This window comes from Tenacibaculum sp. TB-56 (assembly GCF_059716275.2).
This window is the reverse complement of the sequence record NZ_CM201367.1, coordinates 1,623,898-1,639,610: the sequence shown is the minus strand read 5'-3', so window position 1 is coordinate 1,639,610 and position 15,713 is coordinate 1,623,898. Positions and strand designations below refer to the sequence as shown.

Annotated in this window: 13 protein-coding genes and 1 tRNA gene; 3 read left to right on the top strand and 11 right to left on the bottom strand. The window is 34.3% G+C overall.

Features of this window, described 5'->3' with window-relative positions; translation table 11 throughout:
* Window positions 1-15: 15 nt before the first annotated feature.
* Genes AC3VI6_RS07930 through AC3VI6_RS07920 form a run of 3 tightly spaced genes read left to right on the top strand, consistent with a single transcriptional unit; the run spans window position 16 to window position 3,720 of the window.
* A complete protein-coding gene (locus tag AC3VI6_RS07930) occupies window positions 16-3,222 on the top strand; it encodes an efflux RND transporter permease subunit (protein WP_497705784.1) in 3,207 nt (1,068 codons plus the stop codon).
* A 1-nt stretch (window position 3,223) separates the two neighbouring features.
* On the top strand, window positions 3,224-3,529 hold the full coding sequence (locus AC3VI6_RS07925) for a hypothetical protein (protein ID WP_274633719.1): 306 nt from the start codon (window positions 3,224-3,226) through the stop codon (window positions 3,527-3,529).
* 2 nt (window positions 3,530-3,531) lie between these two features.
* Window positions 3,532-3,720 (top strand): YgaP family membrane protein, encoded by a 189-nt coding sequence (locus AC3VI6_RS07920; RefSeq protein ID WP_274633718.1) that lies wholly within the window; start codon window positions 3,532-3,534, stop codon window positions 3,718-3,720.
* A gap of 5 nt (window positions 3,721-3,725) precedes the next feature.
* On the opposite strand, the gene AC3VI6_RS07915 is transcribed toward AC3VI6_RS07920, so the two are convergent.
* From AC3VI6_RS07915 to mraY, 11 genes are all read right to left on the bottom strand, one after another.
* Window positions 3,726-4,529, bottom strand: coding sequence for a zinc-dependent peptidase (locus AC3VI6_RS07915; protein ID WP_497705783.1), 804 nt, complete (start codon window positions 4,527-4,529; stop codon window positions 3,726-3,728).
* A 151-nt stretch (window positions 4,530-4,680) separates the two neighbouring features.
* Window positions 4,681-4,754, bottom strand: a tRNA-Arg gene (locus AC3VI6_RS07910).
* An 11-nt stretch (window positions 4,755-4,765) separates the two neighbouring features.
* The gene (locus AC3VI6_RS07905; RefSeq protein ID WP_497705782.1) at window positions 4,766-5,212 is read right to left on the bottom strand and encodes a GatB/YqeY domain-containing protein; all 447 of its coding nucleotides are present in this window, start codon (window positions 5,210-5,212) and stop codon (window positions 4,766-4,768) included.
* 70 nt (window positions 5,213-5,282) lie between these two features.
* Entirely contained in the window at window positions 5,283-7,142 is a 1,860-nt protein-coding gene (gene ftsZ, locus AC3VI6_RS07900; protein WP_298996540.1) for a cell division protein FtsZ, read from the bottom strand.
* An 85-nt stretch (window positions 7,143-7,227) separates the two neighbouring features.
* Window positions 7,228-8,580, bottom strand: a complete 1,353-nt coding sequence (gene ftsA, locus AC3VI6_RS07895) for a cell division protein FtsA (RefSeq protein WP_497705781.1) — start codon at window positions 8,578-8,580, stop codon at window positions 7,228-7,230.
* Window positions 8,567-9,307, bottom strand: coding sequence for a cell division protein FtsQ/DivIB (locus AC3VI6_RS07890; RefSeq protein WP_497705780.1), 741 nt, complete (start codon window positions 9,305-9,307; stop codon window positions 8,567-8,569). The genes ftsA and AC3VI6_RS07890 overlap by 14 nt, the downstream gene beginning before the upstream one ends.
* A gap of 1 nt (window position 9,308) precedes the next feature.
* A complete protein-coding gene (gene murC / locus AC3VI6_RS07885; RefSeq protein WP_497705779.1) occupies window positions 9,309-10,655 on the bottom strand; it encodes a UDP-N-acetylmuramate--L-alanine ligase in 1,347 nt (448 codons plus the stop codon).
* Window positions 10,655-11,746 carry an undecaprenyldiphospho-muramoylpentapeptide beta-N-acetylglucosaminyltransferase gene (murG, locus tag AC3VI6_RS07880; RefSeq protein ID WP_497705778.1) on the bottom strand — a complete coding sequence of 364 codons (1,092 nt, stop codon included), beginning with the start codon at window positions 11,744-11,746 and terminating at the stop codon, window positions 10,655-10,657. Before murG ends, murC begins: the two co-directional genes overlap by 1 nt.
* A 72-nt stretch (window positions 11,747-11,818) precedes the next feature.
* Complete coding sequence (locus AC3VI6_RS07875; protein ID WP_497705777.1) at window positions 11,819-13,009, bottom strand: FtsW/RodA/SpoVE family cell cycle protein; 1,191 nt, start codon at window positions 13,007-13,009, stop codon at window positions 11,819-11,821.
* A 16-nt stretch (window positions 13,010-13,025) separates the two neighbouring features.
* Window positions 13,026-14,411, bottom strand: coding sequence for a UDP-N-acetylmuramoyl-L-alanine--D-glutamate ligase (gene murD, locus AC3VI6_RS07870; protein WP_497705776.1), 1,386 nt, complete (start codon window positions 14,409-14,411; stop codon window positions 13,026-13,028).
* A gap of 73 nt (window positions 14,412-14,484) precedes the next feature.
* On the bottom strand, window positions 14,485-15,711 hold the full coding sequence (mraY, locus tag AC3VI6_RS07865) for a phospho-N-acetylmuramoyl-pentapeptide-transferase (protein ID WP_497705775.1): 1,227 nt from the start codon (window positions 15,709-15,711) through the stop codon (window positions 14,485-14,487).
* Between the last annotated feature and the right edge of the window lie 2 nt (window positions 15,712-15,713).

The window sequence follows — 15,713 nt, the reverse complement described above, 5'->3', positions numbered from 1 at the left end:
TTCAAATTATATAAAATGAAAGAAGGTTTAGCAGGAAAAATAGCCAAAGGGTTTATCGGCTCTAAACTTACCATCTTATTAATGGTAGTGTTTATGGTAATTGGTGTGTATAGCTCTTTTTTAATTCCGAGAGAAGAAGAGCCACAAATCGATGTGCCTATGGCTGATATTTTTGTAGGGTATCCAGGAGCGAGCCCTACAGAAGTAGAATCGAGAGTTATCAAACCCTTAGAAAAAATAATTTCGAACATTAAAGGAATAGAGTACGTATACTCTACTTCGATGAAAGAACAAGGAATGGTCATTGTTCAGTTTTATGTTGGAGAAGACATCGAGCGCTCGTTCGTAAAACTATACAATGAGATTAACAAACACATGGATCAAATGCCGAAAGGTGTTACGATGCCTTTAGTAAAAACACGCGCGATTGATGATGTGCCTATGTTAGGGTTGACCTTATGGAGTGAAAACTATGATGACTATCAATTAAAACAAATAGCACAAGAACTTACCAACGAAATCGAAAAGGTAAACGATGTAGCGATTACTCAAAAAATTGGAGGTAGAAATCGTGAGGTTCGTGTGGTTGTAGATAAAGACAAACTAGCTGCTAGCGGATTAGACTTTTTATCAGTTACTAAAATGCTAAAAGCTAGCAATCAGCAACTGAGTGCAGGAAGTTATGATAAAAACGACACCGAGTTTTTAGTAACTACAGGGAAGTTTTTACAATCTGCTGAAGATGTAAAAAACTTGGTGGTTGGTGTACAACAAAATCAACCGATTTATTTAAAACAAGTTGCGAACGTACTAGACGGTCCAGAAATCCCTAAAAACTATGTAAGTTTTGGGTACGGACAAGCCAGTAGTAATGCTTCGACGTATCAATCAGAATATCCGGCTGTAACTATTTCGGTAGCTAAACGAAAAGGGGCTGACGCCATGCAAATTGCCGATGTTATTTTAGCTAAGGTTGATCATTTACGTACCAACTTGATTCCTGATGATGTACATGTTGAAGTTACCCGTAACTACGGTGAAACAGCCTCACAAAAAGTATCGGAATTATTATTACACTTAATCGGTGCAATTATCGCAGTAACGTTAGTGGTAATGTTAGCTATGGGTTGGCGTGGTGGATTGGTTGTATTCTTATCAGTTCCAATCACCTTTGCGCTTACCTTATTAAGTTACTATATGCTTGATTATACCTTAAACAGAATTACCTTATTTGCTTTGGTATTTGTGACGGGTATTGTGGTAGATGATTCCATTATTATTGCTGAAAACATGCACAGGCATTTTAAAATGAAGCGACTACCATTTAAACAAGCAGCCTTGTATGCTATTAACGAAGTAGGGAATCCAACCATATTGGCAACCTTTACCGTAATTGCTTCGGTGTTACCTATGGCGTTTGTATCTGGATTAATGGGGCCTTATATGAGTCCGATGCCTATTGGAGCTTCGATCGCCATGATTTTATCGCTGTTTGTTGCGTTAACGATTACTCCTTATTTAGGATATATTTTCTTACGCGAAAAAGACAAGCACGGTACTGAGGAAAAGGTAGAAGAAGACGAAACCAAAGCAATGCAAAGCACGCTAATCTATAAATTGTATGAGCGTTTCGAACGTCCACTTATTGAAAATAAAACCAAGCGTTGGGCTTTCTTAGGAATCACGATTGTTTTATTACTAGGCTCTATGTCGTTGTTCTTTACCAAATCGGTAGCTGTAAAGATGTTGCCTTTTGATAATAAAAATGAATTCCAGGTAGTAATTGATATGCCTGAAGGTACCACATTAGAGCGTACCGATGCCGTAACCAAAGAAATTTCACAGTATTTAGCTACACGACCAGAAGTAGTAAACTACCAAAGTTATGTGGGTACTTCTGCCCCAATTACCTTTAATGGATTGGTTCGTCATTACGATTTACGTGGTGGTAGTAATATGGCAGATATTCAAGTAAACTTGGTTGATAAAAAAGATAGAAGCATACAAAGTCACGGCATTGCAAAATCGATGCGTGCTGATATTCAAAACATAGCTAAAAAATTTAAAGCTAATGTAAAATTAGTGGAAGTTCCACCAGGACCACCTGTATTATCTACGATTGTTGCTGAAGTTTACGGACCAGATTATGACAAGCAAATTGAAATTGCCAACGAAGTTCAAAACATCTTACACAATACAGCCGATGTAGTAGATATCGATTGGATGGTAGAAGACAATCAAACGGAATATGAATTTGTAATCGACAAGGAAAAAGCAATGTTGTATGGTGTGGCTCCTCAGCAAATTGCTTTTACATTAAACATGGCGTTATCCAACAGAGCGGTTTCAACTTTATATGATGAAGATGCCTCTAATCAAGTAGGGATTGTGTTTGCTTTAGATGAAAAAGAGAAATCTTCTATCCAAGATATTGCTCAGTTACAGATTAAATCGCAACGCGGCAACATGGTTTCTATAAGTGATTTGGTTACTGTTGAAGAAAAGAACAGTGCAAAAAGTATTTACAGAAAGAATCAAAAACGTGTAGTATATGTGATGGCAGATATGGCTGGGGAATTGGAAAGTCCTGCCTATGCTATTTTAGGAATGGAAGAGAAATTAAAAGAGATTCCACTTCCGAAGGGGTATGAATTAAACGAATTATACATTAAACAACCCGATTTTGAAGATAATTACACCGTAAAATGGGATGGTGAATGGCAAATTACCTTAGAGGTGTTTAGAGATTTAGGAATTGCCTTTTTAGGAGTGATCATTATCATTTATATGTTGATTGTAGGGTGGTTTCAAAACTTTAAAGCTCCAATTGTAATGATGGTTGCAATTCCATTATCTATGGTAGGGATTATTTTAGGACACTGGATGATGGGCGCTTATTTTACAGCTACTTCATTTATTGGAATGATTGCCCTAGCAGGAATTATGGTACGAAACTCAGTCTTATTAATTGATTTTGTCAACTTACGTTTAGCAGAAGGAGTTCCGTTAAAACAAGCTGTTATAGAAGCTGGTGCAGTACGTACCACTCCTATTCTACTAACTGCAGGTACGGTAGTTATTGGTGCGTTTGTAATTTTATTCGATCCTATTTTCCAAGGATTAGCTATTTCATTAATGGGAGGAACTATTACTGCAACTGTACTAACCTTATTAGTAGTACCATTAGTATACTATTTAATTGAACGTAAAAACTATAAATAAGATGAAGTTATTAATAATAACCGTAGTTGATGGGCTTCAAAATGAAGTACTAAAACTATTAAAAGAAGCAGCTATAGATAATTTTAGTGCTTCTGATATTGAAGGTTTTCGAAATTCTTTTCCTGTAATTTCTGTAAATGATTGGTTTTCTGGAAATGAAAAAGCAACTGGTTCATATATGTATTTCTCATTTACTGAAACTGATAAAATAGATACACTGTTTAACTTAATTGAAACTTTTAATAAAAATTTAGAAACAAATAATCCAATACGAGCTGTTGTGGTTCCTATTGATAAATATATTTAATTATGAAGAATAGAATTGTACGTGGTATTGCTGGTAGTTTTATACTTATTAGTTTAATCTTAGCAATTAAAGTAAATATTAATTGGTTGTGGTTTACTGCTTTTGTAGGTGCCAATTTATTACAATCATCATTAACCAAATGGTGTTTAATGGATGATATTTTAACCAAGGTTTTTAAAGTGAAAGATTAACTTATTTATTCTACAGAATAATTCAACATGAGTTGAATCTTTTTATACAATTGTGGAAATTGTTGCTGTAAATCCTCAGGAGTTTCAAAAAAGTGTTCCATAATTACAGCAACAAATTCCAATTTATTTGTAAGCGCATATGCTCTAAAATATCCTGAAGTTTCAATTCTTTCAATATTCTCTTCCTTTTTCATAAACACTGTTATTTCTTCAAATAATCGATAATAAATTCGAGCACTGACATCTTTAGATTTTCTTCCATGAAAAGTTAACGCGTGAGAAAATTCGTGAATTCCTAAATTTAGGTTATCATTTAATATGATGTTTCCGATCAAAAAATCTTCCCAAGAAAATACAATAGATTTTAACCTCGGATTAAACTCTCCTTTATGATATTGTTCTGTTATTGTTGAATAAAAACTGGTAGGATACACTATAATTTTATCGAATGTAGAGGTAAGATATCTTCGCATACCAAAAGTGAGCTTTATATACGATGCTGCTATCAAAACTTTTGCTTCTGGCGTCAACTCAAAATTGTCTCTTTCAATAAAATCATACGTTCTGATAAACTTGGTTAATCGATGCTCGAAATATGCTTTTTGCTTTTCGTTTAACTTCTGATAAAAGACTATATTTTCTACTAAAAATTCTTTTTTCTTTTTAGGAAGTTTCTTTTTTACTAAATAAAAGTGTACAAAAATAGGTCGGTTAAATAGAGACACGTAAATAGACTCTATAATATTAACCCCAACACCTACAACTCCGATAAAAATAGCAGTGTATTTAATTAAAAAGATGGGTTTCATATCAATTTGAAAAACTCAAATATAACTTAGGTTACATTACAAGACAATAGCTTTTTTTAATTTTACGGTCAGTTAAGCAACCTTTCCCTAATATTTCCCTTGAAGATAAAAAAACAGCAGAGAGCAAATCTTCTGCTGTTTTCTTTTTTTGTGACCCAGAGAGGACTCGAACCCCCAACCCTCAGAGCCGAAATCTGATATTCTATCCAGTTGAACTACTGGGTCTATAAAAATGGTTACGCTAATTTAGCTTTTACAATTGCTGAAATTGTTTTTCCGTCTGCTTCTCCTGCTAATTGCTTGGAAACTATTCCCATTACTTTACCCATGTCTTTCATTCCCTCAGCACCAACATCAGCAATGGTTTTTTCAACAATTTTACCAATTTCTTCATCACTCAACGCTTCTGGTAAAAACTGCTCTAAAACAGCTGCTTCAGCTAATTCTGGTTCTGCTAAATCATTACGTCCTTGTTCTGTGAATACAGCTGCACTATCTTTACGTTGTTTTACTTGCTTTTGAACAATTTTTAGCTCTTCTGCTTCTGATAATTCACCTGCTCCTACTTCTGTATTTGCTAACATAAAAGCCGATTTCAAGGCTCTTAAAGCGGTTAAAGCTACGGTATCTTTCGATTTCATAGCTTCTTTCATTTTATCCATTACCTGTTTTTGCAAACTCATAATTTTGTGATTTTTACTATTAAAAAAATCCCGATAAATCGGGATTTTAAAAATACGTGTTATTCTTTTATTAATCTACATTATCGTGTAAAAACGAGTTATTTGAGCGTAATAAATCGTTATTATCAGTATTTAATGCAGTGTCTGATTTACTAATATTTGAACCTGAATCAATATCAACCCCTAATCTTTTATAAGCTGGTTGACTCTCAATTTCATCTACGTTTTTTATTCTTTGGTCGTTAAACTTATAGTTAAAACCTTTCATTTTTTCACGTCTTTCTTGTGCTCTTTTTTGCACTTCAGAAATTGTTAAACTCAACGGAGATACTTCTTCACTAGATGTATCTATATTATTAATTTCTTCTTGAGTTTTTGACTTTACTTGAAAACGTAACTCTTCTTCTACCTCTTCTTTTATAGTTGGGGTAGAACTTTTACCAATTGTTGGCTCTGCACTAAAATCGTCTAAAACATATCGTTTTTCTACCTTGTGAAAGGTAATTTCTTGTGCAGTTACTTCAATGTTTTTAATCTCATTTGTAGTTTCAACTAAATGAGAAGCTGGTTTTATTTCTTCGTAAGAATTCAACGGTAAATCAAACAATAAATCTTGTTGAATTGGTTGTTGTCTTACTTCTTCCTCTACTTTTGGCTCAGCGATATTTGTTATGATAAAATCATCTTCTGAAATGGTTTCAACAGCGATTTCGTCATACACTACATCAATATTTTTAATAGCCTCTGTAGTAGGAATTAAATTCGATTTAGGCTCAACAACTTCCTCTTCTAATACGTGAACAACTTTATCAACAGGTTTAGTTGGTAAAGGTTCATTTATACTAGGAGATGTTTGAATTTTCTGATCTCCAAAATTATACGTAGCCTTTTGTTCATCTTCTAAAGTATGAACAATCTTTTTTACTTCTGTATTGGTAATATTTCCTTGTTGATCAGCAGCGAAACCCGTTGCTACCACTGTTACGGCTATTCCGTCTTCTAAAGTTTCATCCTCACCAATACCCATAATAATATTGGCATCGTATCCTGCTTCATCTTGAATATAATCGTTGATTTCTCCAATTTCATCTAAGGTAACTTCATTACCTCCAGAAACAATTAACAACAATACATTCTTAGCTCCTGTAATTTTGTTATCATTTAATAACGGTGAATCTAACGCTTTTACAATTGCATTTTTAGCTCTGTTAGCTCCAGTTTCTTTTGCAGACCCCATAATTGCAGTACCGCTATTAGACAATACCGTTTTAGCATCGTGTAAATCGATATTTTGTTTGTAGTGATGTGTAATTACTTCTGCAATACCTTTAGCCGCGGTAGCTAACACTTCATCTGCTTTTGAGAATCCTGCTTTAAACCCTAAGTTACCATAAACTTCGCGCAGTTTATTATTATTGATAACAATTAACGAATCTACATTTTTACGTAGCTCATCAATTCCTGTTTGAGCTTGTTTTGAGCGCATTCTCCCTTCAAACTGAAATGGCATTGTAACGATTCCTACCGTTAAAATATCCATATCTTTAGCAATTTTGGCAATGATTGGCGCTGCTCCAGTACCGGTACCTCCACCCATACCTGCGGTAATAAATACCATTTTGGTATGCGTGCTTAACATTTGTTGAATTTCTTGAATACTTTCAGCCGCTGCTTGTGCTCCTATTTCAGGATTTGCACCCGCACCTAACCCAGAAGTTAAGTGTGCACCTAATTGTACTTTATTAGGAATTGGACTGTTTTCTAATGCTTGTGCATCAGTGTTGCAAATCACAAAATCTACTCCGTGAATTTGCTTACTATACATGTGGTTTACTGCGTTACTTCCTCCCCCACCAACACCAATTACTTTAATGGCATTCGATTGTGTTTTCGGCATGTCGAATGAAATGTTATCAAATTCTGCGCTCATAATAACTTTTCTTTTTTTATTAATTCTTATTCAATTTACACTCTCCTTCTTAGGGGATTAATTCGGAGTAGCTTTTTATATACTTTTACTCTGCGTTATCTAAAAACTCTTTAAATCCTTCTGTGAATCGCTTGGTAAACTTTTCAAAGATTGATTTAGACTTTTCTTTCGCTGGTAGTTCCTTCTCTTCTTGAGCTTCTTCTATAGCTTCTTTTTCTTCTTCAATAGTTGGTTCTACAAACACTTCTTGAGCTTCTTCTGCTGCTACTTCATTTCCTTCTTTTTTCAAGCCTTCCATTAACAACCCAACTGCGGTTGCAAATGCTGGACTTGATAAGACTTCATCAGAATCTCCTGCCAAATGTTCATTTGGATACCCAATACGAACGTCCATTCCAGTAATATATTCTACTAACTGACGTAAATGTTTTAATTGAGCTCCGCCACCTGTTAAAACAATACCTGCAATGAGTTTTCCTTTTTGAGTTTCGTGTCCGTAGCTTCTAATTTCTAAGTACACGTGCTCAATAATTTCTTGTACTCTTGCGTGAATTATTTTAGATAAGTTCTTAAGTGTAATTTCTTTTGGTTCTCTTCCTCGTAACCCTGGAATAGATACAATTTCTGTTTCTTTATTTTCCCCTGGCCATGCAGAACCAAATTTGATTTTTAACAACTCTGCTTGCTTTTCTATAATTGAACAGCCTTCTTTAATATCTTCAGTAATTACATTACCTCCAAAAGGGATGACTGCTGTATGACGAATAATTCCGTCTTTAAAAATGGCTAAATCTGTTGTTCCGCCACCTATATCAATCAACGCTACACCTGCTTCTTTTTCTTCTTGACTTAATACTGCTGATGCCGATGCTAAAGGCTCTAATGTTATATCAGATAAATTTAAACCAGCACTTTTAATACATCTTCCTACATTTCGGATAGAAGACACTTGACCAACCACAACGTGGAAATTTGCTTCTAACCTTCCTCCGTACATCCCGATAGGTTCTTTAATACCTGGTTGACTATCTACTTTAAACTCTTGAGGTAACACATGAATAATTTCCTCACCAGGTAACATTACTAATTTATGTACCTGATTTACTAAGTTTTCAATGTCTTTTGCATCAATAACTTCTTCGGCATTTTCTCGTGTTATATAATCACTATGATGTAAGCTTCTTATATGCTGACCCGCAATGCCAACCACCACATTCTCTATCTTTTGTCCTGAAACACTTTCTGCTTCTTCAACTGCTTGCTGAATGGATTGAATGGTTTGCGTAATATTATTAACAACTCCTCCTTTTACACCTAAACTTTTTGCTTTACCAATACCTAAAACCTCTAGTTTTCCGTATTCGTTTTCACGACCAATCATGGCAACAATCTTGGTTGTACCAATATCTAAACCAACTGCTATTTTATTGTTTTCCATCTTGATTTTGTTTTGTGCACACAACTTGGTTGTGGTATTTTACATTTATCGTTTTGTAATTACTTATAGTTTTGTCTTTAAGAGCTTTGTTATAAAACGCTGTTAGCTTTTTAAATTTTTCTGCTGCATCTTTAAACTCACCAAAAATTATCTCATAATCACCGCTACGAACTGTAAATGTATATTCGTTTTGGTTGTCTTTTTGAATAGCAATAATTTCTTTAGCAAAAAAACTATTGTTATTTATAACCTTTATTAACTCTGTTAATTCTTTGATTTGCTCAGATTCCCCTACTCCTGAAACTAACGGTACCCTTGCTGAAAAGTTTGTTGATAATGGTATTTCTGCCCCGTACTTATCAACATAAAAAGATTTGTTCTTATCAACAATGCGAGCTATCGGTGTTCGTTGTTTTATTACTGTTTTTAACACCCCATCTACCGTTAAAAACACCGCTGTTTTTTCAACATACGGATTCGCCGAAACATTAGCCTCCAGAAAGTGTAAATCTACCAATCTTTTCGGTTGGTTTTTAACAAATTCATTATTTTGTATTAACAATTTATCAACCATACTGTGCGTCAAAAAGTTATTATCACCTGCTTCAAACTCGACCACGGTGTTTTTAACCTTTTTCAAGCCGTTTCTGTTGGTTGTAAAGCCATACAAGAACGCCAAAAACATCAACAACAAGAAAAAAGATAGATAAGTTGCTACTTTTTTCATACTAGATTTTGTGTTTTTCTTTAATTTTATTTTTTACTTCTTCTACCAATAAACCAATATCTCCTGCTCCTAACATCGCCACAATTTTTGACTCAGATTTTAGCACTTCGTCACTTAGTTTTTCTTTAGATACTAGCTTTTTATTTTCTAAGCTCATTTTATCCAACAACCAACTTGAAGTAACTCCTTCAATAGGTAATTCTCTTGCCGGATAAATATCTAACAACAACACTTCATCAAACAAGGATAATGCTGCTGCAAAATCATCAGCAAAATCTCTTGTTCTACTGAATAAATGCGGTTGAAAAACTGCTAACACTTTTTCATTTGGAAACATTTCTCGAACCGATTGTGCTACTGCTTTTATTTCTGTTGGGTGATGTGCATAATCATCAATTAAAACAACATCATCCGTTTTTATTTTATATGAAAATCTTCTTTGTACACCTCTAAAAGACTTTAATTGCTTCTTTATTTTTTCTAACGAAACTCCGTATACATCTGCCATTGCTAATGCTGCCAGTGCATTCATCATATTGTGATTTCCTGGTAGATGAAATTCGATGTCTTTAATTTGAGATGTTGGTGTTTGTACATCAAAAATGTACTTGCCAACTTCAATCCTAACATTAAAAGCTTTATAATCTGCATCTTCATTTACAGCATAGGTTAACCCTTTTAGTGGTAATCCTTTTGCAACAATTAGCGTATCAGAAACTTTATTCGCAAACTCAACAAATGATTGCTGAAGCATTTCATTCTCTCCATAAATATCTAAATGATCTGCATCCATAGAGGTTACACAGGCAATATTTGGAGATAATTTTAAAAACGAACGATCAAACTCATCTGCTTCAACCACCGATACTTTATCTTCACCTAAAATTAAATTGGAGTTATAATTTTCTGCAATTCCACCTAAAAAGGAAGTTGCTTTTTCAGGTTGCATAATATGACCCAAAATTGATGAAGTCGTCGTTTTACCATGCGTTCCAGCCACCGCTAAACAAAAAGTGTTTTTGGTAATTTCTCCCAATACTTCTGCTCTTTTTAAAACCGTATATCCGTTATCTATAAAATAGTTTAACTCCAGATGGTTTTTAGGAACTGCTGGTGTGTACACTACCAATGAAGCTTTTTTATCTAAAAATGAAATCGGAATATTCTTTACAGCATCTTCAAAATGAACCTCTACCCCTATTTCTTCTAAACTCTTAGTGATAGGTGATGGTGTTTTATCGTAACCTGTAACTACTTTACCATTCTCGGAAAAATAGCGAGCTAAGGCACTCATTCCAATTCCACCAATACCTACAAAATAAACGTTATGTATCGTTTTTAAATTCACTAACTGATTAATTTTTCTATTTCATTAACGATATTACTTGTTGCATTAGGCAACGCCAATTCATTAATATTCTCACTTAAACTCTCTTGTTTCCCTTTATCTTTCAACAAAGTTTCTAATACCACAGGAAACGTTTCTAACTCATTTTCTTTAACCACAATTGCCCCGTGTTCTTTAGCAATTGATTTAGCATTTTTTGTTTGATGATCTTCTGCCACGTTAGGTGACGGAATAAAAATGGTTGGTTTACCTACAATACACAGCTCTGACACCGAACTCGCTCCTGCTCTCGACACAATAAAATCGGCAGCTGCGTAAGCTAAATCCATTCGGTTTAAAAACTGATGTACTTGTACATTTTCTACCTCATTGTATTTTTTATATTCATCAAAATACAACTTACCACATTGCCAAATAAGCTGTATATCCTGCTTTTTAAAGAAATCTAAATTCGCTTCTATTAGCTGATTTATTTTACGAGCCCCTAAACTTCCTCCTAAAACCAACAAGGTTTTTTTAGAAATATCTAACTCGAAAAACTCTTTACCTTCTTCAACTTTTACATGAATAAACAGTAAATCTTGTCGAACTGGATTTCCTGTTTTTATAATTTTATCCTCTGGAAAAAAACGTTCTAAATCGTCATAGGCTACACATATTTTCTGTGCGTTTTTCCCTAAAAATTTATTGGTTATTCCTGGATAAGAATTTTGCTCTTGAATCAAAGTAGGAATTCCTCTTTGATTAGCAGCCATTAATGTTGGCCCACTAGCAAAACCTCCTGTACCAATTGCTACATCTGGTTTAAATCTTCTTATAATTCGGTGGGCTTTCCATAAACTACTTAACAACTTGAAAGGAAACATCAAATTTGTTAGAGTTAGTTTTCTTTGGATACCCGAAACCCATAATCCCTCAATTTCATATCCCGCTTGCGGAACTTTTTCCATTTCCATTTTATCTTTTGCTCCTACGAACAAAATATTAGCTTCTGGATAACGAACTTTAATTTCGTTAGCAATTGCTATGGCTGGATAAATGTGTCCACCAGTACCTCCACCGCTTATTATGATATTAATCGACTGTTTCATACAATCTATTTTATTTTAACATTATGGTTGTATGTAACACTCATAGCAGTTCCAACCCATAAACTTATATTTTTAATCAAGTGTTTCATGTAAAATATCTAAAGGGTTATCGTCTAAAATTGTTTCTTCAGTTTCGTTTTTAGAAGCGCTTACACTTAAAATCATTCCTAATGCGAAACATGTCATCCAAATAGAGGTACCTCCACTACTAATTAAGGGGAGTGTTTGTCCTGTTACTGGTAAAATATTCACCGCTACCGCCATGTTTATCATCGCCTGAAAAACAATCGGGATTCCCACACCTACTACTAACAATGTTGCAAATATGGTGGTAGCTTTTTTAGCTGTTATTAATATTCTAAAGAGTAATAAAAAGTAAATAAAAATAACTACAACTGCTCCTGCCAAACCATATTCTTCAACAATAATTGCATAAATAAAATCGGATGACGATTGAGGTAAAAAGTTTTTTTGAACACTTTTTCCTGGCCATTTTCCAATAACTCCACCTGTAGCTATGGCTATTTTTGCTTTTTCTACTTGATAATTTTCTTCACCATTAGGTTGAGAAAAATTTTCAATTCTACTCTTCCAGGTATTTACACGGTTAGGCATAGCATCAGGAAACGCCTTAGCTAGTAATATAAAAAACAAGAAAGAGATGAGTCCCATTCCTAATATATATCCGATGTATTTTAACGGGTAACCTCCTATAAATGATACTAACAGAATCATAAAAAACACCATGGCCGTGGTTGAAAAGTTTGCCGGTAATATCAACAACAACACAACACCAACTGGAAACCACAATTGTAACAGACTCTCTTTAAATGAAATGACTTTTTCTTTATGTTTGGCTAAATATCTAGCCACATACACCATTAACACAAGACCCGCCAACGTAGAAGTTTGAAAACCGATACCTACAAACGGAATTCGTATCCATCTACTAGCATTTGCACCTCCAATGGTTGTTCCTTGAGCTAGGGTAAAAATCAACAGAACAATAACAACTGGAAACATTAAAACAGAACCTCCACTAAAGTATCTATACGGAATTTTATGCACCCCGTAAATCACAGCAAAACCTGTAATTAATAACACGATGTGTTTTATTAAATGTCCAAAAGTAGAACCATTACCCACTACATACACTAAATTGGTGCTAGCGCTATATATTGGCATAAACGAAAATATTGCCAACATTGTTACGATAGCCCAAATAGCTCTGTCTCCTTTAATATGTCGAAAGATGTGTTTCATCAATCCTTTTTAGCTTTTATAAGTTTCTTACAGCTTCTTTGAATTTTCTTCCTCTGTCTTCGTAACTTTCAAATAAATCAAAACTAGCACATGCAGGAGATAACAATACCGTATCGCCTTTTTGTGCTATTTTATACGCTACTTTAACAGCCTCTTCTGCCCCAGCAGTTTCTACCAAAACATCAACTACGCTCGCAAAAGTGTCAATGATTTTCTGATTGTCTAATCCTAAACATACGATTGCCTTTACTTTCTCTCTGACTAAAGGCAATAAGTCTGAATAATCATTCCCTTTATCAACACCACCTACAATCCAAACAGTTGGATTATCCATACATTCCAACGCATAATAAACTGCATTTACATTGGTTGCTTTACTATCATTAACGAATTCTATTCCGTTAATTTTTTGTACTTTTTCTAAACGGTGCTCTACACCTTCAAAATCAGACAGACTTTCGGCAATTGTTTCTTTTCTTACTTTTAGCAATCTAGCTGCCATTGAAGCTGCCATTACATTTTTAGTATTGTGTTTTCCTTGTAATGTTAATTCAGAAACCTTCATTAATTTTTCTTCTGTTTTTAATTTCATCAGTATCGTATCTTGTCTTAAAAAAGCTCCGTATTCCAATTCTTTTTCTATTGAAAATGGCACTAGCGTTGCTCTTGTTTTGTTATTTTTTAACCAATTTTGAATTGCTTCATCATCGGCATCGTATATTAAAAAATCGTCTTCCGTTTGGTTTTTTGTAATACGGAATTTCGAGTTTATGTAATTGTCAAATTTATATTCGTATCGATCTAAATGATCGGGTGTGATATTGGTTATTATAGCAACATGTGGTTTAAATGTTTCAATTCCATCTAACTGAAAACTACTTAACTCCAACACATATTCATCATAATTATCATCCGCAACTTGTTCTGCAAAACTGTCTCCTATATTCCCACCAACCCCTACATTCAATCCTGCTTTTTGCAACACATAATGTGTTAACATGGTTGTTGTGGTTTTTCCGTTTGAACCCGTAATCCCCACAATAGTAGCTTCTGTAAACTGAGCAGCAAATTCAATCTCTGAAATTACTTTCACTCCTTCAGAAAGCAGTTTTTGTACTAATGCTACTTTATCTGGAATACCTGGACTCTTCATCACCACATCAGCGTTTAGAATTTTACTTTCTGTATGCTGATTTTCTTCAAAATCGATTGAATTATGTAAAAGAACTTTTTTGTATCGCTCTGCTATACTTCCTTTATCTGAAACAAAAACCTCATATCCTTTTTGTTTCCCTAAAAGCGCTGTTCCTACACCACTTTCTCCTCCTCCAAGCACAACCAAAAGCCCCTTAGTCCCCGAAGGGGAAACAACCCCATCACTTCTTTTTTCTTGCTTACTCACTTGTTATCCTCCTTTTTATCTCTTTTATACCCTTTTTTACTCCCTCCTTTCGGGAGGGCTGGGGTGGGCTTATTTATCTTAACTTTAATGTTACAATGGTAAATACCGCTAGTAAAATTCCAACAATCCAAAAACGGACTACAATTTTACTTTCATGATACCCTGATTTTTGGTAGTGGTGATGTAAAGGCGACATCTTAAAGATTCTCCTTCCTTCTCCAAACTTCTTTTTTGTGTACTTAAACCATGATACTTGTAAGATTACTGATAGGTTTTCTATTACAAATATTCCTGCTAAAATTGGCAACAATAATTCCTTTCTAATCGCAATAGCTATAACCGCTATAATTCCTCCTATAGTTAAACTTCCTGTGTCTCCCATGAATACTTGAGCAGGATATGTGTTATACCATAAAAACCCTATCAATGCTCCTGCAAATGCTAGAATAAACACGGTCATTTCTCCTGATTTTGGTATGTACATTACATCTAAATAATCTGCAAAAATGATATTACCCGATACCCACGCAAAAATTGCCAAAGCAATGACCATAATCGCTGATGATCCTGCTGCTAAACCATCGATTCCATCGGTTAAATTTGCCCCGTTAGAAACTCCTGTTACAATAAATACCGTAACAAAAATGAATACTATCCATCCGTACTTCTCATATCCATCACCTAAAAAACTAAATGCTTTCGCGTAATCTAGCTCGTTGTTTTTCATGAATGGAACTGTTGTTTTTGTTGATTTATGCTCTTCTACAAACACTTTCTTTTTTCCATCAACCTGCACAACTTGTTCTGCTAGTGGCAATTGCTCTTTAATAGTCACATCTGGATGGAAATACAACATAGAACCTACTATTAGTCCTAAACCTACTTGCCCTAAAATCTTAAACTTCCCTTTTAATCCAGCTTTATCTTTTTTGAATACTTTAATATAATCATCAGCAAAACCAATGAACCCCATCCAAACTGTAGTTATTAATAGAATTATGATGTATACATTTTCTAGTTTTGATAATAACAACACAGGAATTAATGTAGCTAGAATGATGATGACACCTCCCATTGTAGGAGTTCCAGCTTTTTGTACTTGTCCTTCTAACCCTAAATCTCTAACCGTTTCACCAACCTGTTGTCTTCTTAAATAATTAATGATTTTTTTACCGAAAATTGTTGAAATCAACAAAGACAAAATGAACGCCATAGCCGATCGGAATGTGATAAATTGAAACACGCTCGCCCCTGTTAGACTAAACTCACTTTCTAAATATTGAAATAAATAATATAGCATTC

Coding starts and splice junctions, on each gene's coding strand:
- AC3VI6_RS07930 (WP_497705784.1), top strand. CDS start 16: ATGAAAGAAGGTTTAGCAGGAAAAATAGCCAAAGGGTTTATCGGCTCT.
- AC3VI6_RS07925 (WP_274633719.1), top strand. CDS start 3,224: ATGAAGTTATTAATAATAACCGTAGTTGATGGGCTTCAAAATGAAGTA.
- AC3VI6_RS07920 (WP_274633718.1), top strand. CDS start 3,532: ATGAAGAATAGAATTGTACGTGGTATTGCTGGTAGTTTTATACTTATT.
- AC3VI6_RS07915 (WP_497705783.1), bottom strand. CDS start 4,529: ATGAAACCCATCTTTTTAATTAAATACACTGCTATTTTTATCGGAGTT.
- AC3VI6_RS07905 (WP_497705782.1), bottom strand. CDS start 5,212: ATGAGTTTGCAAAAACAGGTAATGGATAAAATGAAAGAAGCTATGAAA.
- ftsZ (WP_298996540.1), bottom strand. CDS start 7,142: ATGAGCGCAGAATTTGATAACATTTCATTCGACATGCCGAAAACACAA.
- ftsA (WP_497705781.1), bottom strand. CDS start 8,580: ATGGAAAACAATAAAATAGCAGTTGGTTTAGATATTGGTACAACCAAG.
- AC3VI6_RS07890 (WP_497705780.1), bottom strand. CDS start 9,307: ATGAAAAAAGTAGCAACTTATCTATCTTTTTTCTTGTTGTTGATGTTT.
- murG (WP_497705778.1), bottom strand. CDS start 11,746: ATGAAACAGTCGATTAATATCATAATAAGCGGTGGAGGTACTGGTGGA.
- AC3VI6_RS07875 (WP_497705777.1), bottom strand. CDS start 13,009: ATGAAACACATCTTTCGACATATTAAAGGAGACAGAGCTATTTGGGCT.
- mraY (WP_497705775.1), bottom strand. CDS start 15,711: ATGCTATATTATTTATTTCAATATTTAGAAAGTGAGTTTAGTCTAACA.